Annotated in this window: 22 protein-coding genes; 4 read left to right on the top strand and 18 right to left on the bottom strand. The window is 63.1% G+C overall.

Going from position 1 to position 21,047, the window contains the following annotated elements; genetic code table 11:
• The first annotated feature begins 323 nt into the window (after positions 1 to 323).
• Both V6B08_RS00585 and fghA read left to right on the top strand, forming a co-directional pair.
• On the top strand, positions 324 to 1,436 hold the full coding sequence (locus V6B08_RS00585) for an S-(hydroxymethyl)glutathione dehydrogenase/class III alcohol dehydrogenase (protein ID WP_341977023.1): 1,113 nt from the start codon (positions 324 to 326) through the stop codon (positions 1,434 to 1,436).
• Positions 1,436 to 2,275, top strand: coding sequence for an S-formylglutathione hydrolase (fghA, locus tag V6B08_RS00590; protein ID WP_341977025.1), 840 nt, complete (start codon positions 1,436 to 1,438; stop codon positions 2,273 to 2,275). The genes V6B08_RS00585 and fghA overlap by 1 nt, the downstream gene beginning before the upstream one ends.
• Positions 2,276 to 2,293: 18 nt before the next feature.
• Here fghA and V6B08_RS00595 read toward each other — a convergent pair whose 3' ends face one another.
• The 13 genes from V6B08_RS00595 to V6B08_RS00655 all read right to left on the bottom strand — a co-directional run bounded on the left by V6B08_RS00595 (position 2,294) and on the right by V6B08_RS00655 (position 13,648).
• Positions 2,294 to 2,968, bottom strand: a complete 675-nt coding sequence (locus tag V6B08_RS00595) for a TetR/AcrR family transcriptional regulator (RefSeq protein ID WP_341977027.1) — start codon at positions 2,966 to 2,968, stop codon at positions 2,294 to 2,296.
• Between the two features lie 27 nt (positions 2,969 to 2,995).
• Positions 2,996 to 4,294 (bottom strand): amidase, encoded by a 1,299-nt coding sequence (locus V6B08_RS00600; protein ID WP_341977029.1) that lies wholly within the window; start codon positions 4,292 to 4,294, stop codon positions 2,996 to 2,998.
• On the bottom strand, positions 4,291 to 4,764 hold the full coding sequence (locus V6B08_RS00605; RefSeq protein WP_341977031.1) for a RidA family protein: 474 nt from the start codon (positions 4,762 to 4,764) through the stop codon (positions 4,291 to 4,293). Before V6B08_RS00605 ends, V6B08_RS00600 begins: the two co-directional genes overlap by 4 nt.
• A gap of 137 nt (positions 4,765 to 4,901) precedes the next feature.
• Complete coding sequence (locus tag V6B08_RS00610; RefSeq protein ID WP_341977033.1) at positions 4,902 to 5,669, bottom strand: HpcH/HpaI aldolase family protein; 768 nt, start codon at positions 5,667 to 5,669, stop codon at positions 4,902 to 4,904.
• The gene (locus V6B08_RS00615) at positions 5,666 to 7,111 is read right to left on the bottom strand and encodes an NAD-dependent succinate-semialdehyde dehydrogenase (RefSeq protein ID WP_341977035.1); all 1,446 of its coding nucleotides are present in this window, start codon (positions 7,109 to 7,111) and stop codon (positions 5,666 to 5,668) included. Before V6B08_RS00615 ends, V6B08_RS00610 begins: the two co-directional genes overlap by 4 nt.
• Before the next feature lie 26 nt (positions 7,112 to 7,137).
• Positions 7,138 to 7,959: an SDR family NAD(P)-dependent oxidoreductase gene (locus V6B08_RS00620; RefSeq protein ID WP_341977038.1), complete on the bottom strand. Its 822-nt coding sequence runs from the start codon at positions 7,957 to 7,959 to the stop codon at positions 7,138 to 7,140.
• Positions 7,956 to 8,273 (bottom strand): cupin domain-containing protein, encoded by a 318-nt coding sequence (locus V6B08_RS00625; protein WP_341977040.1) that lies wholly within the window; start codon positions 8,271 to 8,273, stop codon positions 7,956 to 7,958. Before V6B08_RS00625 ends, V6B08_RS00620 begins: the two co-directional genes overlap by 4 nt.
• A complete protein-coding gene (locus V6B08_RS00630) occupies positions 8,270 to 8,893 on the bottom strand; it encodes an ATP-binding cassette domain-containing protein (RefSeq protein WP_341977042.1) in 624 nt (207 codons plus the stop codon). Before V6B08_RS00630 ends, V6B08_RS00625 begins: the two co-directional genes overlap by 4 nt.
• Positions 8,894 to 8,896: 3 nt before the next feature.
• Positions 8,897 to 9,592 carry an ABC transporter ATP-binding protein gene (locus tag V6B08_RS00635; RefSeq protein ID WP_341977044.1) on the bottom strand — a complete coding sequence of 232 codons (696 nt, stop codon included), beginning with the start codon at positions 9,590 to 9,592 and terminating at the stop codon, positions 8,897 to 8,899.
• Positions 9,592 to 10,335, bottom strand: coding sequence for an ABC transporter ATP-binding protein (locus V6B08_RS00640; protein WP_341977046.1), 744 nt, complete (start codon positions 10,333 to 10,335; stop codon positions 9,592 to 9,594). Before V6B08_RS00640 ends, V6B08_RS00635 begins: the two co-directional genes overlap by 1 nt.
• Positions 10,335 to 11,372, bottom strand: coding sequence for a branched-chain amino acid ABC transporter permease (locus tag V6B08_RS00645; protein ID WP_341977048.1), 1,038 nt, complete (start codon positions 11,370 to 11,372; stop codon positions 10,335 to 10,337). Before V6B08_RS00645 ends, V6B08_RS00640 begins: the two co-directional genes overlap by 1 nt.
• Positions 11,373 to 11,376: 4 nt before the next feature.
• Entirely contained in the window at positions 11,377 to 12,297 is a 921-nt protein-coding gene (locus tag V6B08_RS00650; protein ID WP_341977050.1) for a branched-chain amino acid ABC transporter permease, read from the bottom strand.
• A 61-nt stretch (positions 12,298 to 12,358) separates the two neighbouring features.
• Positions 12,359 to 13,648 (bottom strand): ABC transporter substrate-binding protein, encoded by a 1,290-nt coding sequence (locus V6B08_RS00655; protein WP_341977052.1) that lies wholly within the window; start codon positions 13,646 to 13,648, stop codon positions 12,359 to 12,361.
• A gap of 193 nt (positions 13,649 to 13,841) precedes the next feature.
• On the opposite strand from V6B08_RS00655, the gene V6B08_RS00660 reads away from it, so the two are divergent.
• Complete coding sequence (locus V6B08_RS00660) at positions 13,842 to 14,723, top strand: MurR/RpiR family transcriptional regulator (protein WP_341977054.1); 882 nt, start codon at positions 13,842 to 13,844, stop codon at positions 14,721 to 14,723.
• Positions 14,724 to 14,739: 16 nt separating this feature from the next.
• Here V6B08_RS00660 and V6B08_RS00665 read toward each other — a convergent pair whose 3' ends face one another.
• Complete coding sequence (locus tag V6B08_RS00665) at positions 14,740 to 16,125, bottom strand: FAD/NAD(P)-binding protein (RefSeq protein ID WP_341977056.1); 1,386 nt, start codon at positions 16,123 to 16,125, stop codon at positions 14,740 to 14,742.
• 113 nt (positions 16,126 to 16,238) lie between these two features.
• Between V6B08_RS00665 and V6B08_RS00670 the strand changes: the two genes are divergently transcribed.
• Positions 16,239 to 17,255, top strand: a complete 1,017-nt coding sequence (locus V6B08_RS00670; protein ID WP_341977058.1) for an ABC transporter substrate-binding protein — start codon at positions 16,239 to 16,241, stop codon at positions 17,253 to 17,255.
• A gap of 79 nt (positions 17,256 to 17,334) precedes the next feature.
• Here V6B08_RS00670 and V6B08_RS00675 read toward each other — a convergent pair whose 3' ends face one another.
• The 4 genes from V6B08_RS00675 to V6B08_RS00690 are packed head-to-tail and all read right to left on the bottom strand — an operon-like array spanning position 17,335 to position 20,961.
• Positions 17,335 to 18,210: a TauD/TfdA dioxygenase family protein gene (locus V6B08_RS00675; protein ID WP_341977060.1), complete on the bottom strand. Its 876-nt coding sequence runs from the start codon at positions 18,208 to 18,210 to the stop codon at positions 17,335 to 17,337.
• A gap of 10 nt (positions 18,211 to 18,220) precedes the next feature.
• Positions 18,221 to 19,117: an ABC transporter permease gene (locus tag V6B08_RS00680; RefSeq protein ID WP_341977062.1), complete on the bottom strand. Its 897-nt coding sequence runs from the start codon at positions 19,115 to 19,117 to the stop codon at positions 18,221 to 18,223.
• On the bottom strand, positions 19,104 to 19,940 hold the full coding sequence (locus V6B08_RS00685) for an ABC transporter ATP-binding protein (RefSeq protein WP_341977064.1): 837 nt from the start codon (positions 19,938 to 19,940) through the stop codon (positions 19,104 to 19,106). Before V6B08_RS00685 ends, V6B08_RS00680 begins: the two co-directional genes overlap by 14 nt.
• Positions 19,941 to 19,944: 4 nt before the next feature.
• Positions 19,945 to 20,961, bottom strand: coding sequence for an ABC transporter substrate-binding protein (locus V6B08_RS00690; protein ID WP_341977066.1), 1,017 nt, complete (start codon positions 20,959 to 20,961; stop codon positions 19,945 to 19,947).
• Between the last annotated feature and the right edge of the window lie 86 nt (positions 20,962 to 21,047).

Consider the following 21,047-nt stretch of genomic DNA (forward strand, 5'->3'; position numbering starts at 1 on the left):
GGGTTGCTGGTCTATACGGTCAACTCGACCGGCTTTATGCGATACGGAAAATAGGCGGCGCGCGTAAAAATATGGCGCTTTGCCGTGGCCCGCCGGCTTCGACGCCCAAAGCACGCACGGAGCAGGCCCATGGCAACGCCGCAATCATCGCGCCAGCATTGGCATTCACTGATACGGTGCAACGCTTGGCACCACCCCGAAGGCGATGCGGCCAGCCGCATGCATGCGCATGCCCGGAATCTTGATATCAACGTGCGTTTACCATTACATACCGGACACAAATTCCGAGGCTACTTCCCACCTGTATTTCTGGAGATACAAACATGGACGTTCGTGCCGCCGTAGCCTTCGAGGCCAAGAAGCCGCTCAGCATCGAGACCGTGAAACTCGAAGGCCCCAAGGCGGGCGAAGTGCTGATCGAGATCAAGGCGACCGGCGTCTGTCACACCGATGCCTATACCCTGTCCGGCCTCGATTCCGAGGGCAAGTTTCCCTGCATCCTGGGCCATGAAGGCGCGGGCGTGGTGGTGGATATCGGCCCCGGTGTGACCAGCGTGAAAAAGGGCGATCACGTCATCCCGCTCTACACGCCAGAATGCCGCCAGTGCGATTACTGCCTGAGCCGCAAGACCAATCTCTGCCAGTCCATCCGCATCACCCAGGGCGCCGGCCAGATGCCCGATGGCACCAGTCGCTTCAAGTGCCGCGGCCAGACCGTGTGGCACTATATGGGCACCTCCACTTTCGCCAATTTCACGGTGCTGCCCGAGATTGCCGTTGCCAAGATCCGCCCCGACGCGCCATTCGAGAAGGTCTGCTATATCGGCTGCGGCGTCACCACCGGTATCGGCGCGGTGGTCTACACCGCCAAGGTACAGGCCGGTGCCAACGTGGTGGTCTTCGGCCTCGGCGGCATCGGGCTGAATGTCATTCAAGGTGCCCGCATGGTTGGCGCCGACCGCATCATCGGCGTGGATATCAATCCGGCGCGCAAGGCCATGGCCGAGAAGTTCGGCATGACCCATTTCGTCAACCCGAAAGACATGAAGGACGAGGAACTGGTGCCGCATCTGGTCGAACTGACCAAGGGCGGTGCCGATTACAGCTTTGAATGCATCGGCAACACCAAGACCATGCGCCAGGCGCTGGAATGCTGCCACAAGGGCTGGGGCGAAAGCATCATTATCGGCGTTGCGCCTTCGGGCGCGGAGATTTCCACCCGCCCGTTCCAGCTCGTCACCGGCCGTGTGTGGAAAGGCTCCGCCTTCGGCGGCGCCCGTGGCCGCTCCGATGTGCCGCAGATCGTCGACTGGTACATGGATGGCAAGATCAACATCGACGACCTCATCACCCATGTGATGCCGCTCGACAAGATCAATGATGCTTTCGACCTGATGCACAAGGGCGAGTCGATCCGCTCTGTGGTGACATTCTGATGCAGCGATTGAAGAACTGGACCTGCTTCGGCGGCCAGCAGCAGGTCTGGAAGCATCGCTCGACAGCCCTCGACTGCGACATGGAAGTGGCGGTCTATCTGCCGCCCCAGGCCGCCGCCGGTGCGCCGCTGCCGGTGCTGTATTATCTCTCCGGCCTGACCTGCACCTGGGAAAACATGGTGACCAAGGCCGGGGCGCAACGCTATGCCGCCGAGCATGGCCTGATCCTGGTGGCGCCGGATACATCGCCGCGCGGCGTGAATATACCGGGCGAGAACGAGTCATACGATTTCGGCTCGGGCGCCGGCTTCTATGTCGACGCCACCCAGGCGCCGTGGTCGAAGCACTACCGGATGTATTCCTACGTCACGATGGAGTTGCCCGATCTCATCGCTGGCCACTTCCCGGTTGATGGCTCCCGCATCGGCATCACGGGTCACTCCATGGGCGGGCATGGCGCGCTGGTCTGCGCGCTGCGCAATCCGGCCCTCTACCGCTCTGTTTCCGCTTTCTCACCAATCGTTGCGCCGAGCCAGGTGCCGTGGGGCCAGAAGGCCTTCACCGGCTATCTCGGAACTGCCACGGACCAGTGGCAGCCTTATGATGCCACGGCATTGGCAGCCACGACGGCATGGACTAATCCCATCCTGATCGATCAGGGCACGGCGGATGAATTCCTGGAAAGCCAGTTAAAGCCGCAGCTTTTTGCATCGGCCTGCGCCAAGGCCGGTATCCCGGTGACCCTGCGGCTGCAGCAGCATTACGATCACAGCTATTACTTCATCCAGAGCTTCATTGGCGAGCATATCGCGTGGCACGCGGACGCGCTGCGGCAATAAACCATATCGGCCTGAACGCTACTTCGCCTGCAGAAAAGACAGTACAACCCTGACAACATGACCCTTCCAGTCATGCTGCCAGGCTTCCGACCGGATATCGGTCTGGAATGTCGCAGAGAGCGTGTAGCCGTTATTCAGGTGATGGCAGCTCAGGGCAACGATAGTGATATAGAGCTTGAGCGGATCGGTGCCGCGCCGGAACAGGCCGCTGGTTTCGCCGCGCTTCAGCACCATGCGCAAGGTATCGATCAACGGCGATGACATGGCCGGAATCCGGCTGGAGGCCTTGATATACTTGCCCTTGTGCAGGTTTTCCGTGCTGGTGAGGCGAACAAAGCCCGGATGCGCAGCAAAATGATCGACGGTGAATTCGACCAGCTTCTTCATCGCCGCCACCGGCTCCAGATGCTCCAGGTCGAGCTGCTGCTCGGCCGTGCGGATCTCCTCATAGACAGCTTCCAGCGCCGCGATATAGAGGCCTTCCTTGTCCTTGAAATGGTGATAGATCATCCGCATGTTGCACTTGGCCCGCGTGACGATGGTTTCCACCCGCGCGCCGCTGAAGCCATGCCTGGAAAATTCCTCTATCGCCGCCGTGAGGATCTGCTGGCGGGTGCGCGCACTATCCCGCTTCGCGGCGACACGAGCTCGCGCGCCGGGCGCGGGATGGCTGGAAATGCTTCTGGCGGCCATTCATGGTCTCAAGGGTTACTGTTCTGATTATAGTATCGAATCTCGAACAGCAATGCTTGCCAGTAGTGGGCCGAGTTTCTTGCCAAGGCCGAGCAATGCCCGATCCTGGCCCGGCGCCGCCGCCAGCATGCAGGCAAGCGGCAGGCCATGCCGATCCAGCCGCCCCGGCAAAACCGCCAGCGGCCCGCGCAGCATGGTCCAGGGAATCTGGTAATGCGCCGGGCCCGTGCTGGTGAGGCTCGGCGCCGAAGCCGGTACCGGCAGGGTCAATATGGCATCGAAATGCCGCAGGCCAGACCAGGTTGCCGAACGCCAGGCGGCGATGCGCTCCAACGCTGTTGCCGCGGCTTCCTCACCGATGCCGGAGCCATAATCGAGCAATGCACGGATATGCTGGCCGAGCAAAGCCCTGTCCGCCTGATAGACCGCCGCATGGGCCCGATATGCCTCGAAGGCCATGACCAAGCGATGATCCTGCAGCGGGGCATCGCCAGCAAAGGGAGTATCGATCCGTTCGAGGCTGTAGCCTGCCTGCACGACCATGGCCGCTGTCTGCTCGAGATGATCCAGCGCCTCATGATCGGCATCGGGGAAGAAATCGTGGCTAGGCATGCCAATCCTGGCACTCTCCGGCAGGGTGCTCTCGGGCCAGTCCGCCAAGGCTTCGAGCAACAGGGCGCAATCCGCGATCTTCGGCGCCATGACGCCCAGCGTGTCGAAGCTTGGCGCCAGCGGCAGCAATCCATCCGTGCGCAGCAGGCCATAGCTCGGCTTGAACGCAGCAATGCCGCAATAGGCAGCGGGCCGGCAGAGGGAGCCGGCGGTTTGGGTACCCAGCGAAGCTGACACCATGCCGGCGGCCACGGCCGCTGCCGAGCCACTGCTCGAGCCGCCAGGCGTATGCTGCAACTGCCACGGATTGCGCGTGGCGCAGGGATCCATGGTGGCATATTCGGTTGTTGTGGTCTTGCCGAGAATGATCGCGCCACATTCCCGCAGCCGCTTGATGATCCAGGCATCCTCTGTTGCCGGCCCGATCGCTGCCCGAGTGGCACTGCCGCCACGGGTCACCTCACCGGCAATGTCGATCACGTCCTTCACACCGATGGAAATACCCTGAAGCGGGCTCGGTGCCCCATCAACAGTATCCTGTCGCCGCGCCTCGGCAAGTGCGCCAGACGCATTGACCGAAACCCAGGCTTTCACATTGGCATCCGATTCCTCGATACGACGGAGCGCGGACAGAATGCATTCTTCCGCCGTGGTCCGCCGCTGCCGCAGGCCATGCGTCACCGCGAGCGGCGCCAGGGAAACCCTGTCATTCATGGCATGCGAATCCGGAAAACGGCATCGACCTCCACCAATGCCTGGCGCGGCAGCGTCGCTACACCCACGGCAGTACGTGCATGCCTGCCGGCTTCGCCGAAAACGGCAACGAACAGATCGGAAGCGCCGTTAATGACGAAGGGCACGCGGTCGAAATCCGGAGCCGCATTCACGAAGCCTCGCACCGACAGGCAGCTTTTCACGCGATCAAGATCACCGCCACAGGCCAGCTTCAGGGCCGCAAGCAAATTCAAGGCACAGATTCTGGCGGCTTCCTGCCCCACTTCCGGGGAATGATCCGTCGGCACCTTGCCGGTCTTGTGCGGCTTATGCTGCACATCATTGGTCTGGCCCGCCAGAAAGACCAATCCTTCGTCGACACGAAAGGGAACATAATTGGCTGTCGGCTCTGGAATCACCGGCAATGAAAGACCGAGTTCCGTCAGGCGCTGCTCGGCGGTACTGGGCATAGGCCAATTCCTCTTCTCGTCATCTACACCAGGGCTCGCGCATGAGCCGACCCTAGAATAGATGCTGACAGGGAATTAGCAAGTTTGTAAGTAATTTCTTACTTATGATTTCAAAGCAGCGCAGCTTCCACCTGGCTCTAGCCCGCCCTGAATTCCGCGACCGCCGCATTGGCGCCGACCTCGATGAAGCGGGCATCGGAGCCGACGGTGAGCAGGGCGAAGCCGCGCGCGGCCATCCGCGCTGCATAAGCCGGCTGGCCGCAATGCAGGCCGCAGGGCAGGCCAGCAGCGGCGCAGCGCGCCCGGATATGCTCCAGCAATTCGAGCATCTCGGTTTCGGTACGATCAAAGCCGGGCGTGAAACCGTGCGACAATGCAAGGTCGGCCGGGCCGATATAGATGCCGCCAAGGCCGGGCACCTGCAGAATGGCGTCTAGATTGGCCACCGCCGTCCGCGTTTCGATCATCGCGAAGGCAAGAATCTCGGTATTGGCTGACGCCACCGTATAGTCGCCGCCATGGGCCAGCCGGGCGCGGATCGGCCCGAAGCTGCGCGCGCCCCGTGGCGGATAGAGGCAGGCATCGACCAGCCGCCGGGCATCGGCAGCGGTCTGGATCATCGGCGCGATGATGCCGAGCGCCCCGGCATCCAATGCCCGCATGATCGCCGCCTGGTCCAGCCAGGGCACGCGCACCAGCGGCGCAATGCCGGCCTTCTCGATCACCGGCAACAACGCCAGCAGATCGGCGTAGTCAGCGGTACCGTGCTGCAGATCGATGGTCAGGCTGTCCCAGCCGGCCCGCGCCATCGCCTCCGCCGCCAGCGGTGAAGGCAACGCGATCCAGCCATTCAGCGCTGCGCCACCCGCCTCCCAGATGCGGCGCAGCGGATTGCGCAGACTCATGCCGCCGGCCAGCTCAGGTTTGTCAGCTTGATATTCTGGTAATCCTGGATCGCCTGGCGGCCGCCTTCGCGGCCCATGCCGGAATGGTCGATGCCGCCAAATGGCGCCTCCGCATGAGCAACCAGGAAGGTGTTGATCCCGACCATGCCCGCGCGCAGGCCGGCGGAAAGCTTCTCCGCCTTGCCAGCATCGCCGGTGAAAGCATAGGCGGCGAGACCGAAGCGTGTGCTGTTGGCGCGCGCGATGGCATCATCGAGGTCGTTGAAACTCGCCACCGCCGCCACCGGGCCGAACGGCTCCTCGGCCATGATGCGGGCATCATCGGGCACATCGGCCAGCACCGCCGGTTCGAGGAAGAAGCCCTTATTGCGGCCCTCTGGCCGGCGGCCGCCGCTGCGCAGGTTGGCGCCGCGCTCCAGCGCATCGCCGATCAGCGCTTCCACTTTCTCGCGCCCCGAAGCCAGGGTGAGCGGCCCCATGGTGGAAGCCGGATCGCGGCTGTCGCCAAGCCGCAGTGCCTTCGCCTCCGCCACCATGCGATCAAGGAAGCGATCCGCCACGCTGGCCTCGACATAGAAACGGTTCGGCGCGATGCAGACCTGCCCGGCATTGCGGAACTTGAAGGCGGCACATTGCGCGGCGGCGGCTTCCACGTCTGCATCGGCGCAGACCACTACCGGCGAATGGCCGCCCAGTTCCATGGAGCAGCGCTTCACGGTTTCCGCTGCCTGGGCCAGCAGCAGCTTGCCGACCTGGGTGGAGCCGGTGAGCGAAATCTTGCGCACTTCTTCAGCCGCCATCAGATGCGGCACGATATCGGAGGCCCGGCCAGTCAGCACCTGAACCACGCCCGCCGGCACACCAGCAGCGACGCAGGCATCCGCGATCAATGTGGTGGTCATTGGCACCTGCTCCGAAGGCCGCACAATGATCGGGCAGCCAGCAGCCAAAGCCGGCGCGATCTTGCGCACCGGCAGGTTGACCGGGAAATTCCATGCCGAGAAAGCGGCAACGATGCCGACAGGTTCCGGTGCGGCGATCAGCCGACCGCCCTGGCGCGAGCGGATGGTTTCACCAAACAGCCGCTCGGCCTCGCCGGCGAACCAGTCGAGCTGCTCGATGGCGGCATTCACCTCGCCCTCCGACTGCGATATCGGCCGGCCGATTTCCTGCGACAGGGCGCTGGCGATAAGCGGGCGCCGCACCTCCATCTCACGTGCGATGCGGCGCAGGATGCGGCCACGTTCCCAGCCATGCACCGCCGCCCATTGCGGCAGCGCGAGGCGGGCATGGTGCAAAGCCTCGGCCACTTCGACGGCGGTACAGGCCGGCTGGCGCCACAATTCCTCCTCGGTGCAGGGATCGAACACGGCGATGCTGCCGCCACTGGCCTTGTCGCGAAAAGTGCCACCGATCAACGCATAAGGTTCGGTCACGCTCATGTCAGACTCCGGGAGGTTGGGAGGGATTATTGCGAGGCGGTGACGCCGCCATCGATATAGACGACCTGGCCGGTCATGTAGCTGCCGGCGGCGGCGGCGAAGGTGATCACCTGCCCCACCACTTCCAGCGGATCGCCGATGCGGCCAAGCGGGTTGCGATCCAGGATGAAATTGCGGAAGGCCGGACGTTCGAGATGCGGCCGGATGCGATCCGACTGGATGAAGGTGGGCGCCACGCCATTGACGGTGATGTTATGCGGCGCCAGTTCCATGGCATGCTGCTTCACCAGCATCACCAAGGCGCCCTTGGTGGCGCAATAGGCCGAATAGCCGCGCCCGCGCAAGGCAAGCTGCGAGCGCACCGAGAGCAGATGAATTTGCCGCCCGCCCTGGCCACGCGCGATCTGGTCGCGCGCCACCGCCTGGCCGAGAAACATCGCCGAGCGCATATTGGTGGCATACATCTCATCGAACGTATCCGGCGTCACCTCCAGCAGGGCCTGCTCGCGCTGGATGCCAACACAATTGACCAGTACATCAATGCCGCCCATCAGGGCGATGGACTCTGCGGTGGTATCGGCAATCGCCTGGCTGTCGCGGGCATCAAGATCCAGGGCATGAGCCCGTCCGCCCGCTGCATTGATGCGCGCGGCCAACGCCTCGGCCTTGGCGCCGCTCGGCCCGGCGATGCAGACCACGGCCCCCAGCCGCGCCATCGCCGTCGCGATAGCTTCGCCGATGGCGCCATAACCACCGGGCAGGAACACGCGCTGACCACGGATATCGAACAGCCGGTCGATGCGTTCGAGCTCAATCTCAGGTGTCAGGCTCGTGCTCTGGTGATTCATGGCACGGCTCCGAAGCGGCCATAGCCGTAATGCCAGACACTGCCGGCATCCCTGGTGGTGCGCAGGCTGTGGCGCGCACCCGCCGGTATCCGCACCAGATCGCCGGGGCCACAAAGCTGACGCACCTGCCCGACCTCGATCTCGACGCGGCCTGCGGCAACAACGACGAATTCATCCACATCGTCGTGGCGAAAGTCGTCCCAGACCTGGCCGGGCGGATCGGTATAGGTGGCGAAACTGAACCCGGGATGATCCGCGCGTATGCTGTCGGGCGAAACCGGCACGGCATAAGCGGCAGGCTGAAAAATCCTCATGCCGCACGCTCCGTCAGCAGGCTGCCTAGATAGGCATGGGCCGGGGGATGCGCCAGCAGCGCCTGGTAATCGGCCAGCGGCGTGACACTGCCCTTCTGCACGAAAATGTAGCTCTCGCAGATTTCCCTCAGAATTTCGAGATGGAATGGTTCGTTGGGGTGGACGCAGAGAAATACCAGCCGGCCCTCGCTGCGCAGGCGGCGGAAGAAATCCAGCATGAAGCCGATATAGCCGTCCTGGGTGTTGAATTGCGGCTCATCGAACAGATGCACCATGGGATAATCGAACTCCGCCTTCTCGAGCAGGACATTCGGCATCAGCGAACGGAAATGCCGCACCTGGTAGGATTGGTGATAGTGGATCGCCAGGCGGTCACGCTGGTCGGTGCGCACACGGTGGATATTGCGGCCCATTACCTGCACCTCGCCGGCGGTGGGGCTGTTGGACCCGGTGATGAGTTCGAACAACGTGGTCTTGCCCGAGCCGTTCGGCCCCATCATGCCGACCACCGAAGACTTATCGATGGTGAAATCGGCGGTGAGGCGGAAAGTTGGCGTGCGGTCGAACCGGCTTTTGCAGTAGACCTTTTCCAATCCCTGGACGTGCAGCATCGCCGGCATGGCTCAGACTCCGATCAGGCGGCAGCGCAGGGCCGGATTATCGAGCAGTTCGCGCGCCGGCCCTTCATGCTCGATATGGCCACGGTCCATGACATAGACGCGATCAGCGACATCCAGGGCCGCCAGCGCATTCTGCTCGACGATCAGCACCGAGATGCCTTCCTGCTTCAGGCGACGGATGGTACGCATCACGCCCTGCACGATATTCGGCGCCAGGCCCTGGCTCGGCTCGTCGAACAGCACCAGGCCGGGCGAGCCGAGCAAGGCACGGGAAATCGCCACCATCTGCAACTCGCCGCCCGACATGTTCTCGCATTCACGACGCATCAGATGCTCAAGGGCTGAAAAAATTCCGAACATCTCATCCTCGCACCAGGCCCGGAAGCGCGTGCGCCGGGTGCCAAGCCGCAGGTTGCGCGCCGCCGTCAGGGTCGGAAACACGCGGCGATCATCCGGCACCCAGGAAATGCCCATGCGCGCAATGCGATGGGTCGGCAGCGCGGTGATGTCCTGCTCGTCGAAACGGATATGGCCCCGGCGCGGCGGCGACAGGCCGAGGATTGAGCGCAACGTCGTGGTCTTGCCAGCGCCATTCGGCCCCAGCAAGGCCACCACTTCGCCGCGCCCGATGCCTAGCGAGACGCCAAACAAAGCCTGGGTTTCGCCGTAGAAGGTCTCGATGCCATTGAGTTCGAGCATCACGCCACCTCGCCGAGCGCAGAGCGCGCCACCCATTTGTTGGCCCGCAATTCGGCCGGCGGGCCTTCTGCGATCACCTGGCCCCAATGCACCACGGAGATACGGTCGGCGAGATCGAACAGGAAGCGCATGTCATGCTCGATCAGGCAGATGGTGTAGCGCTGGCGTAGCTTGCGGATCAGCGCCGCCAGTGTTCGCGTCGCCTCGGCGCCAAGCCCAGCCGTCGGCTCATCCAGAAACAGAACACGCGGCTCGGCGGCCAAAGCGACGGCGATTTCCAGCGCCCGGCGGTCGCCATAACTCATCGCCTTGGCCTTGTCCCAGGCGCGGCCGGCAAGGCCAACCTGATCCAGCACGGCCATGGCCGCATCGATCAGGCGGCGGTCGCCAAAGCTTTCGCGCAACGGGCTGGCGCTGATGGCGCGGAAGGCCGGCAAGGCCAGCATCACATTCTCGATCACCACGGTGTCGTCGAACAGGTTCATGATCTGGAACGAGCGCGACACGCCGAGCCGGGCGATGACATGCGGCTTGAGGCCGGTGATATCCATGCCGTCGAAGATGATCTGCCCGGCATCGGGCGCATGAAAGCCGGTGAGGACATGAAAGCAGGTGGTCTTGCCGGCACCGTTCGGGCCCATGATGCCATGCACCGAACTGGCTTCGATCCCGAGCGTGATATTCTCCAGCACCACGCGGGCGCCGAAGCGTTTCTGGATCGCCTTCGCTTCGAATAACGGCATCACGCCTGCTCCGGCTTGGTGGCGGCAATGACGGCTGGCCCTGCCACCTCAGCAGTGGCGCGGCGGCGCAGCAGGCAATCCAGCAAACCTGCAACACCTTCCGGACGCGTCATCACCATGACGACGAACATCAGGCCGTACCACAGCAGCCAGGCTTCGGTGATGCCGCCCAGCACATCGCGCGCCACGTAATAGAGAATGACGCCAAGCACCGGCCCCCAGAAATTGACCAGGCCGCCGCCCACCAGCACCATCATCACGATCAGGCCGGATTGATGCAGGCTCATCACATCGGGATAGGCACTCTGCTGTGCCATCGAGAACAGCCCGCCAGCCAGGCCGGCGAAACCGGCAGACAGTGTGAAGACCAGCCACTTCCAGCGCCAGACATCGTAGCCGATGAAGCGGGCGCGGGTTTCGTTCTGGCGGATGGCCTGCAGCACATGGCCGAAGGGGGCATTCACCAGGCGCCACATCATAATCACGGCGAGCGCGGTGATCACGGCGACGAACCAGTAGAAATTCACATTGTCGTCGAGATCGACATGCCAGGGCCCCAGCACCAGATCGGGACGCGGAATATTGAGCAGACCATCCTCGCCACCGGTGATGCCGTGCAGTTTCATCGCCGAGAACCAGAAGACCTGACCGAAGGCGATGGTGAGCAATGCGTAGTAGATCCCGCGGCGATGCGAGAGGAAAAGCCCGACCACGGCGCCGGCAAAAGCCGCTGCCAGGACGGCGGCAAGCAAGCCGCCCCACAGGCTGACCGCGACATGGTGCTGGAAAAGGCCGAAGCCATAAGCGCCGATGCCGAGATAGGCGCCATGGCCGAAGGAATGCAGCCCGGTATAGCCGAACAGCAGGTTGAACCCCATGGCGAACAGGATCCAGATGGCGATCTCGACGCCGAGATACTGGTAGAGGCCGAGCGGCACCAGCCAGAACGGCGCCGTGGCCAGGCCGAGCAGGAACAAAGCCATCGGCAATGTGAACGGCGAGCCGCCGCGTGCAGGAATATCGGAAAGCGACAGCATCGGCTCAATTCTCCAGCGCGCTGCGCCGGCCGAACAGGCCACGGGCGCGGAAGCCGACAATGGCGATCAGCAGCAGATACATCGACATCATCGACCAGGCCGGCGCATAAGCACCGGTAACGCCGACCGAGAGGCCGACCAGCAGTGCGGCGATCACCGCGCCCCAGAAACTGCCGACGCCGCCAATGACAATGATCAGGAAGGCCGGGATCACCACATCGATGCCGAGATGCGGCCGCAGGCCCCAGATCGGCGCCATCACCATGCCGGCAATGCCGGCCAGCATCGCGCCGAAGCCGAACACGAACAGGCGCAACCGCGACAGATCATAGCCGAGCGCCCGCACCATCTCGCTGTCATGGGCACCAGCCTTGATGATGGCGCCATAGGGCGTGCGTTCGAGGAACAGCCAGACGGCGAGGATGGCAGCAATAGCGAAGCCGGCGGCGTAGAATTTGTAGGTGGAGAAGATCAAACCACCCATCAGGAAGGCGCCGGTGATCATCTGCGGCACCGGCAGGTTCTGCTCACCCGTGCCCCAGATCAGGCGGATCGCCTCTTCCACCACGATGGCGGCGCCGAAGGTGAGCAGCAGGCCATACAGCGGCGCCTTGCCATAAGTGGGGCGCAGGCAGAGTTCCAGCAGCATGCCGGCTATACCTGCCAGGGCCGGGCCGAAAGCCAGGGCCGAGAAATAGCGCGCCGCCTGCGGCAGCTCCAGCCACCAGGCCCCAAACGGCGTACCGGCGAACCAGCCGGCACCGATGGTGGACAGGGCCAGGTAGGCGCCGAGCGTGAACAGCGAGCCATGGGCGAGATTGATCACTTCCATCACGCCGACAATCAGCGTGAAGCCCAGCGCGATCAGCGCGAAGAGCAGGCCAAGCGTGACGCCGTTGATGAGATGCGGAACAAAACTGGTCATGAAGGGGATTGCTTCTGCGATGAGCGGCGGCCGGCCTGGACCGGCCGCCGGCTGAACAGCTTCAGGCGTCGAAGGTCGGCGTCGCCTCGTAGGATTCCAGCTTGCAGGCCCCTGCCGCATCGCTATCCATCGCCTCCTGCGGCGAGGTACTGGCGATGATCTTGAACATGTCGTCCTTGTCCTTGGTGCCGATATTCGCCGTCGCCTGGTAGATCGTCTGCTGCACCTGGTGCGTCACCGGATCGATCCAGGCATCATGGTGCTGCATGCGGTCGCGGGCCGACATCTTGTGACCCTCCAGCGCCTTGATCACCTTGATGTTGTTGGTGGAGCCGGCGCGCTCGATAGCGGCGAACAATTCGCGCGTCGCCCAGTAGCCGTTGTAGAACACGTTGCCCGGCACGCGCATCGCGGTATCCGGGAACATGGCCTGATAGCGCTTGACGAATTCAGCTACGCCCGGCAGGTCGAGATTGTAGTACCAGGTGGTGCCGAACATGCCGAACAGGTTGTCCAGCGGCAGGCCATAGACATCCGGCCAATCCTGCTGGTTGTTCAGCCAGACCGGCTTGTTGCCCATGCCAAGCTGGGCGATCTGCTGGCGCATCGCCTTCTGGTCATCGCCGCCGATGGCCGCCGCGACCACGCCGGGATTGATCTGCTGGATCTTGAGCAGTTGCGAGGAGAAATCGCGCGTGCCCTGCGGCACCAGGATTTCCTCGACCATCTGGCCGCCATATTCCTTAAGCAGTGCCTTGGTGGCCGCCGCTGTGCTGTGGCCCCAGACATAATCGTTTGTCAGCAGCACCCATTTCTTGCCGAATTTCTCGATCGCCGCCTTCACCGAGGCTTTGGCGAAATTGGTGCCGTTGGCATCCCACACGAACTTGGTGCGGTGGCAATTGGCGCCTGCTTCGGAAGGCGCGCTGGAATTGGTGTTGAGGTAGATGACGCCGTATTTCTGCGCCACCTGGCTGATCGCATTAGCGACGCCGGAATGGATCGCGCCGATCAGGAAGCCGCAATTCTCGCGCGTGATCATGCGCTCGGCGACGCGGCTGCCGGTGGCCGGTGTGGTCTCGGTATCGAGATGCACGAATTCGATCTTGCGGCCGAGCACGCCGCCGCGCGCATTGGCCTCGGCGATGGCCATCTGCATGCCGCGGCGGTCGCTGGCACCGGAATTGGCGTATTGGCCGGTGGCATCCGAGGTGATGCCGATCCGGATTGGCTTGGCCGCACCCTGGGCATAGACCCGGGTGTAACGCCAAGGGCCGGCAAAAGCGGCAACGCCGCCGGCAGCGGCAACGCCGGTCAGCAGACGGCGGCGGGAAACCTGCAATCGAGACATCCATTCCTCCCTTGATTGGCACCTGCCATGGCTCGGCTGGGTGCGCTCGTCCGGCGCTTCTTGCGATGCGTGTGAACGCCGTTTCAATCAAGTTGAATGAATATTCCCAAACTGTCAAAGAATATTTTTTCAATGCAATTGAATATTTCATCTATGATTGAGCTTACAGGCTAAACTGTTGTAAAGATTGGCTATGAAGAATGCTGCCGTGCCGAATCCAGGCCCCGTCACCGCCGAGGCGGCGGCGTTGAACCCGAATCCCGAGACCTTCGAGGCCCTGCGCCAGCGGCTCCGCGACCGTTTCACCAGCCTCAGCCCGCATCTGCAGCGCATCGCCCGCGCCGCGCTTGAAGAGCCGAACGGCTTCGCGCTCAACACCACCTCGAAAATCGCCGGCGAACTGGATATCCAGCCTTCGACGCTGATCCGCTTCGCCAAGGAATTCGGCTATGCCGGCTTCTCCGATCTGCAGCGGGTCTTCCGCCAGCGCCTGATCGAGGGCGAGGCCGTGGTGCGCGAGCGGGTCTATTCCGAGGCCAGCGCCCTGCAGGCGCCGCCGGATGTAAAGGATCTGCTGCAATCCTGCGTGCAGGCGCATATCAACTCGCTGCAGGAATTGCTGCGCCATTGCGATACCGACAGCCTGGCCCGCGCGGTGGAAGTGCTGCGCGCCGCGCGCCATGTCTATGTTGCCGGCCTGCGCCGCTCGCGGCCAATCGCCAGCTATCTCGCTTATGCGCTGATGCGGTCGGAGCGCCCATGCAGCCTGCTCGATTTCGCCGGCGGCATGGCGGGCGCGCAGATCGCCACCATCGGCCCGGATGATCTGCTGGTCGCCATCGCCTTCGCGCCGCATTCGCAGCCCGTGGTCGATGCCGTGCAGGATGCCTATGTCTCCGGCCGCAAGGTGCTGGTGATCACCGATGGGCCGAGCAGCCCGCTCGCCTCGCATGCCCATACGCGGCTCTATATCGATGCTGGTGCTGCCTCGCCGTTTCAGCCGATTTCCGGCGCCATCGGCCTGGTGCAGACCCTGGTGACCGCGCTCACCATCGACTCCGTCACCGGCGAGTGACGCTGATAGGCCTGCCCTAGCGCAGCAACGTAGCCGCGAGTTCTATCGCCTGGTCGCGGATATCGGCAATCGCCGTGCATTCGAGATGTACGCCGCGCAGCAATGGGCCGAGGCCATAAAGCCCGGCTACTGGCTGACCATCGCCGCCGACAAGCTGGCCATCAGGCCGGGCATCCAGGCCCATGCCGAAAGCATCGCGGCGCACCAGATGCCCGGCTTCGAGGGCCTGAATCAGCATCGCTTCGTCGCCGGAGGGTTTGGGGCCGACACAGAGAATAAGCGTCGCAGCCGCCATTTCGATAATGCTTACGGCGCTGCGCCGGCGCACCGCGATGCGCAATTCGCCATTCTCCTGGCGCAGTGAAAGCAAGCGCCCCTTCTCCACCACCAGCTTGCCGCGATTGAGTTCGGTGGCCAGGAATGTCGCGGTATCTGGTGGCATGCGGTAGCGATGCGCATCCCAGAAACTGCGCAGATGGCGCACGAAACGGCTTTTCTCCGCCACGGGCAAAGCATACCAGAGTGGCCGCGTGATCGGCCGCAGGGCCTCAATCACCGCCTGCCAGCGGTTGTCGCCATGCTGGCGGATGGCGGCGCGCGAGGCCTGGCGCAATTGCTGCAGCAGGCGGCTGAAGCCCTGCCCTGCCTGTTCCGGGCCGAATGGCGCCGTTGCCGCCGGCGGATCAATCCGCAAGGTCGGCACCACGCCGTGACGCGACAAAGCTGTGATGGTGCCGAGATGCCCCGTCTGGCGCAGGGACTGCACGGCATCGGCCATGGTCAGCGCCGTGCCCAGAATGAATACCGGACGATCCGGCGGGATGCGTTGCAGCTCGTCCAGCGCCCAAGGGTTTGCAATTACCAAGCCGGCAGCGCGGGCTTCGGTGAGGCCTGGTACGGGCGGCGCGCTCGGCGGCAAGGCGCCCGCTGCCAACACCACGATGCGGCTATCGCAGACCGCGCCAGTATCAAGGGTCAGACGGAAACCGCCGGCCCGGCGTTCGATGTTGCGCACAGCCTGACGGTGATGCTCGACCTGATGCGGCGAAGCCTGCATCGCCTGGCGCAGCATGGAATTGACATACTGGCCGAAGACCAGCCGCGGCAGATAAGAATGCGGCGCCGCATCGCTATGGCCTTCGGCCACCGCCCAGCGCCAGAAGCTATCCGCATCCTGCGGCAGCAGGCTGGCGCGCGCGGCGGTGATGTTCAAGCTATGCCAGGACGCGGCAGCGCCATAAGCCAGACCAGCGCCAAGCCGCTCCGCCGGTTCGAACACATGCAAGGTAAGGCGCGGCGATGCCGGCTGGCGCAGCAAGGCCATCAGCAACGCCGCTGCCGCGAAGCCGCCGCCGACAATGGCGATGTCGGCGGTGGCGATTTTCGCTGCATCCTGCTTCATGCCGATCCGGGCTTAATCGACAGACAAATAAATCTAAATTCTCGCTGCATGCGGCACAGCTTAGCGTGGCCTGATGGTCTTACGCAACGCAGGGAACCCCGATGAAACAGATCATGCGCCGCCCAATCCTACGCCGCTCCATTATCGGCGGCATCCTCGCCGCCGGTTTGGCATTTTCTACAACGGGGGCCAGAGCCGAAGTGACCGAAGTGCGCTTCGCCCGCCAGCTTGGCCTAGGCTATCTACAGCTCTATGTCATGCAGGAACTGCAGTTGGTGGAAAAGCAGGGCGAGAAGCTGGGCCTGAAAGCCCTGAAGGCCAGTTACACACCGCTCGGCAGCCCTTCCGCGATCAACGATGCGCTGCTCGCCGGCACCACGGATTTCGGCGCCGCTGGCGTCACACCGTTCATCATTCTGTGGGACAAAACCCGCAGCAATATCCAGGTGAAGGCGGTGGCGGCGCTGAATGCGCAGCCCGCTTTCCTCAACAGCAACAAGCCTGACATCAAATCCCTGCGCGATTTTACCGAGAAGGACCGTATCGCGGTGCCGACGGTGAAACTTTCGTTGCAGGCGATCCTGCTGCAAATGGCGGCTGAAAAGACCTTCGGCCTCGGCCAGCAGAACAAGCTGGATCACCTGACAGTGTCGCTGGCCCATCCGGACGGCACGGCGGCGCTGCTTTCGGGGCGCACCGAAATCACCGCCCATTTCACGAGCCCGCCATTCCAGTATCAGCAATTGCAGGATGCCAAGGTGCATCGCGTGCTGAGTTCCTACGAGATCACCGATGGCCCGGCCTCGTTCAGTGCGATCTGGACCACGGCGAAGTTCCGCAATGACAATCCCAAGGCCTATCAGGCGGTGAACGCGGCGCTTGAGGAAGCCACCCAGATCATCCGGCAGAATCGCAAGGAAGCGGCCCGTATCTTCGTGAAGCTGGACAATTCCAAGCTGCCGCAGGATTTCATCGAGCAGTTGCTGGCCGATCCGGATATTCAGTATTCCACCGCGCCGCAGAATTTCGAGAAGTTCTCCGACTTCCTGCACCGTATCGGCAGTATCCAGGCCAAGCCGACCTGGCGCGACCTTGTCTTCCCGGAAGCCCACGGCAAGCCGGGCAGCTAACCACGGCAAGTAAACACACAGCAAAAGGGCTGGTTCCCTGTGGAACCAGCCCTTTTTTGATCCGCAGGCAGTGGCCGGATTACTGCGGCCGGTCGCCCTTCACCGTGGTACGGTAGAGCGTGCGGCGTTCGGTCGGCGGACAACCAACGGCGAGATGGATCACGGCACGATTATCCCAAAAAACCAGATCGCCCGGCTGCCACTGGTGGCGGTAGGTCAGGGCCGGCTGGGTCGAATGCGCGAACAGGAATTTCAGCAATTCCTCGCTCTCGCCTTCCGACAGGCCCTCGATCCGTGAGGTGAAACCCTCGCTGATGAACAAGGCCTTGCGGCCGGTTTCTGGATGGGTGCGCACCACCGGATGCGTTACCGGCTTGACCTGGGCCAATTGTTCCGGCGTCAGCGGATTGCGGGCATCGGACTTGGCCCGCAGGGCATCGTATTTCAGCGTATAGGAATGCTCCGCGCGGCGACCGGCGATGCGCTGCTTGATCTCCTTGGGCAGGGTCTCATAAGCCGCGTACATGTCGGCGAACAGCGTATCGCCCTCGATGCGCGGCAGTTCCTGGGCATGCAGCAGCGAGCCGAGACTCGGCTCTTCCTTGTAGGAGAGATCGGAATGCCAGTAGCGGCCGGCATCGCCCAACCCGATCTTGCGGCCGTTCTCCACCACATTCGACACCACCAGGATTTCCGGATGGCCGGGCAGATGGAATTCCTTCAGCACATGGATCTGCAGTTCGCCGAAGCGACGGCTGAAGGCAATATGCTGTTCCGGCGTCAGCGCCTGCTGGTTGCGGAAGACCAGCACTTGAGCATCGAGAAAAGCCTTGCGCACTTCGGCAAAGCTCTCTTCCGAAAGCGGCTGCGAAAGATCCAGGCCGACGATTTCGCCGCCGAGCGGCGCATCGAAATGGCGATAAGCAAAATCGATTTTATGCTGTGCGATGCCCATGGAGTCCTCCCTATCGCTGCATGCCCCAGCGACGCACGGTGGCGCGCTCGATGGAACGGAAAATGACGCTTTCGACCAGCAGGCCGATGCCGATGACGGTGAGCAGGCCGGCGAACACCGCCGGGATTTCAAGCTGATTGCGGTTCTCGAAGATGTACCAGCCCAAACCGCCATTGCCGGACGACACGCCGAATACCAGCTCGGCGGCGATCAGGGTGCGCCAGGCGAAGGCCCAGCCAATCTTGAGGCCGGTAAGAATCGCCGGGAAAGCCGCCGGGATCAGGATTTTCACCGCGAAATTCAAATGCCGCAGGCCGAAGCTCTGGCCGGCCAGGCGCAGTGTTTCACTGACACCCTGGAAACCGGTATAGGCATTCAGCGCCAGCGGCCACAGCACGGCATGCACCAGCACGAAGATCAGGCTTTTCTCGCCCAGCCCGAACCACAGTAACGCCAGCGGCAGCAGGGCGATGGCCGGCAGCGGATTGAACATGGCGGTGAACAGGTTCAGCAGATCGGTGCCGATACGGGTGGAAATCGCGGCGAGCGTCAGCAGCACCGCCACGACGATGCCGGCAGCATAGCCGAGCACCAGCAGCTTCAGCGACGTCACGGCGCGCAGCAGCAACGGCCCGCGCGTGAACCCATCCCACAAGGCCTCAATGGCCGCCCCGAAGCTCGGCAGCACCAGCGGATTGTTGATCCACAGCGCATAGGCCTGCCAGATCGCGGCGAGAATCAGCAGCAAGCTGAATTGTCGCACCGGATCGATCTGATAGATGCGTTCGGCCAGCGACAGAGGGCGCTCGACCTTGAGATCCGTCGGCACGTCATCGACATTGCGGATGAATTCCGGCCGCTCCAGCGGCGGTGCGCGGCGGGTTAGGCTGTGGCTAGCGGCGACCATGGGAGACCTTCCGTGCGTCCATCGCCCGCCCTTCCACCGCATTGTCCTGTTCATCGAACAACAGATGATGGATGCGGCGACCCAGGGCCGATTGTGCCTCGCCCCCCAGTTCGCCGCCGAACTGCGGCACATTCAGTTCACCGCGCACCCGGCCCGGATGCGGCGACAGCAGCAGGATGCGGCTGCCGACCACGATGGCTTCCTCGATACTGTGCGTGACGAAAAGCAGCGTGAAGCCAATGTCGTCCCACAGTTTCAGCAGTTCTTCCTGCATCCGGCGCCGGGTCAGGGCATCCAGCGCGGCGAAAGGCTCATCCATCAGCAGGATTTTCGGCTCCAGCGCCATGGCGCGGGCAATGGCAACGCGCTGTTTCATGCCACCGGACAGCATATGCGGGTAGACATCGCCGAAGCCCGTGAGGCCGACGCGGTCGAGATAGGCCCGCGCCTTGTCTTCCGCCTGACGTTTCGAGGTGCCGCCATTGACCAACGGGAAGGTGATGTTCTGCAACACCGTCTTCCACGGCATGAGTTGGTCGAATTCCTGGAATACCATGATGCGGTCCGGCCCGGCTTCACGCACCGGCTGGCCATCCAGCAGAATTTCGCCTTCAGTCGGGCGCAGGAAACCGGCCACCGCCTTGAGCAGGGTGGACTTGCCGCAGCCCGAGGGGCCGAGCAGCACGAAGCGGTCGCCCTTGTGCACGTCGAGGCTGACGCGGTGCGTTGCCGTAACCAGATGATCGCTGGTCTTGTACTGCACCGTGACGCCGCGCACGCTCAAGAGCGGATGCGGCAACTGGGCGACTGGGGCGGCGGCCATGGCTTTAGCTACCCTGCTGGTCGTGCAGATCGGCGAAGAAATAGTCGCGCCAGGTTTCAGGCTTGTTCTTCACCGTGCCGACACGATAGAGGAAATCGGCGATCTTCTGGGTGTTCTGCGGCGTCAGGGTGTATTTGATCGTCGGGTCGCGCAGCAGCTTCTGCACCCATTCGGCGCCGAGTTTCGATTTCTCTTCCTCGATGAAGATTTTCGCCGCCGCATCCGGGTCTCGCGCGATCAGCTCATGGCCTTCCTTGAACGCATCGAACACGGCCTGGAAGGTTTTCGGGTTGGCCGCGCGGAACTTGCCGGTGGCATAGACCGAGGTGACCGTGGTGGGGCCGCCGAAAATCTCGTAGGACGAGGTGACCCGGCGGATGCCCTGCTGCTCGAGCTGCTGATGGTTGAAGGGCGGCGTGGTGAAATGTCCGGTGATTTCCGACTTGCCGCCAAGCAAGGCCACGGTGGCATCGGGGTGCGGCAGCGTGACGGTCAGCTTGTCCAGCCGCTCATGCTGGCCGATGCCGAATTCCTTCTCCACCGCGATCTGCAGCATCACCGCCTGGATCGAGGATTTCACCGCCGGCAGCGCGATGCGGTCCTTGTCGGTGAAGTCGCGCAGCGTCTTCACATTCGGGTTGTTGGTGTTGAGGAAGGTGGACGAGGCATCCAGGCCGCCAATGGCGCGCACATCCAGGTTGCCGCGGCTCTTGTCCCACAGGATCAGCAGCGGCGCGATCCCGGCGGCGACGTAATCGACACTGCCGGTGAGCAGCGCGTCATTCGCCGCCGTGCCACCCGAAAGCCGCGCCCAGGTGACGGTTGCCGGCGGCAGGCCGTGCTTGGTCAGATGCTTTTCGATCAGGTTCTGGTTCTTGACGATGATCAGCGGCAGATAGGCCAGGCCGAATTGCTGCGCGATGCGGATTTCCTTGGTTTCGGCCCGCACCGCCGGAGCGGCAAGGCCAAGGCTGAGGCCGGCGGCAACGGCAAGCGAGGCAAAACGGGACAAGAGATGCATGGCAGAACCCTTCCTGGATGGCGCGGCCCGGGAACACGGCCCGGGAACATGGCAGTCAGGGCAACGGTAGGGCGCAGCCTCTATTT

This window comes from Ferrovibrio sp. MS7, assembly GCF_038404985.1.
In the GTDB taxonomy this organism is placed as follows: Bacteria; Pseudomonadota; Alphaproteobacteria; order Ferrovibrionales; family Ferrovibrionaceae; genus Ferrovibrio; species Ferrovibrio plantarum.

Bases quoted from the DNA above. Each gene is read 5' to 3' on its own strand.
- V6B08_RS00660 (WP_341977054.1), top strand. From the start codon at position 13,842: ATGAAGAATGCTGCCGTGCCGAATCCAGGCCCCGTCACCGCCGAGGCG.
- V6B08_RS00665 (WP_341977056.1), bottom strand. From the start codon at position 16,125: ATGAAGCAGGATGCAGCGAAAATCGCCACCGCCGACATCGCCATTGTC.
- V6B08_RS00675 (WP_341977060.1), bottom strand. From the start codon at position 18,210: ATGGGCATCGCACAGCATAAAATCGATTTTGCTTATCGCCATTTCGAT.
- V6B08_RS00655 (WP_341977052.1), bottom strand. From the start codon at position 13,648: ATGTCTCGATTGCAGGTTTCCCGCCGCCGTCTGCTGACCGGCGTTGCC.
- V6B08_RS00615 (WP_341977035.1), bottom strand. From the start codon at position 7,111: ATGAGCGTGACCGAACCTTATGCGTTGATCGGTGGCACTTTTCGCGAC.
- V6B08_RS00600 (WP_341977029.1), bottom strand. From the start codon at position 4,294: ATGAATGACAGGGTTTCCCTGGCGCCGCTCGCGGTGACGCATGGCCTG.
- fghA (WP_341977025.1), top strand. From the start codon at position 1,436: ATGCAGCGATTGAAGAACTGGACCTGCTTCGGCGGCCAGCAGCAGGTC.
- V6B08_RS00680 (WP_341977062.1), bottom strand. From the start codon at position 19,117: ATGGTCGCCGCTAGCCACAGCCTAACCCGCCGCGCACCGCCGCTGGAG.
- V6B08_RS00640 (WP_341977046.1), bottom strand. From the start codon at position 10,335: ATGCCGTTATTCGAAGCGAAGGCGATCCAGAAACGCTTCGGCGCCCGC.
- V6B08_RS00670 (WP_341977058.1), top strand. From the start codon at position 16,239: ATGCGCCGCCCAATCCTACGCCGCTCCATTATCGGCGGCATCCTCGCC.
- V6B08_RS00635 (WP_341977044.1), bottom strand. From the start codon at position 9,592: ATGCTCGAACTCAATGGCATCGAGACCTTCTACGGCGAAACCCAGGCT.
- V6B08_RS00690 (WP_341977066.1), bottom strand. From the start codon at position 20,961: ATGCATCTCTTGTCCCGTTTTGCCTCGCTTGCCGTTGCCGCCGGCCTC.
- V6B08_RS00620 (WP_341977038.1), bottom strand. From the start codon at position 7,959: ATGAATCACCAGAGCACGAGCCTGACACCTGAGATTGAGCTCGAACGC.
- V6B08_RS00630 (WP_341977042.1), bottom strand. From the start codon at position 8,893: ATGCCGGCGATGCTGCACGTCCAGGGATTGGAAAAGGTCTACTGCAAA.
- V6B08_RS00595 (WP_341977027.1), bottom strand. From the start codon at position 2,968: ATGGCCGCCAGAAGCATTTCCAGCCATCCCGCGCCCGGCGCGCGAGCT.
- V6B08_RS00585 (WP_341977023.1), top strand. From the start codon at position 324: ATGGACGTTCGTGCCGCCGTAGCCTTCGAGGCCAAGAAGCCGCTCAGC.
- V6B08_RS00610 (WP_341977033.1), bottom strand. From the start codon at position 5,669: ATGAGTCTGCGCAATCCGCTGCGCCGCATCTGGGAGGCGGGTGGCGCA.
- V6B08_RS00685 (WP_341977064.1), bottom strand. From the start codon at position 19,940: ATGGCCGCCGCCCCAGTCGCCCAGTTGCCGCATCCGCTCTTGAGCGTG.
- V6B08_RS00645 (WP_341977048.1), bottom strand. From the start codon at position 11,372: ATGCTGTCGCTTTCCGATATTCCTGCACGCGGCGGCTCGCCGTTCACA.
- V6B08_RS00605 (WP_341977031.1), bottom strand. From the start codon at position 4,764: ATGCCCAGTACCGCCGAGCAGCGCCTGACGGAACTCGGTCTTTCATTG.
- V6B08_RS00650 (WP_341977050.1), bottom strand. From the start codon at position 12,297: ATGACCAGTTTTGTTCCGCATCTCATCAACGGCGTCACGCTTGGCCTG.
- V6B08_RS00625 (WP_341977040.1), bottom strand. From the start codon at position 8,273: ATGAGGATTTTTCAGCCTGCCGCTTATGCCGTGCCGGTTTCGCCCGAC.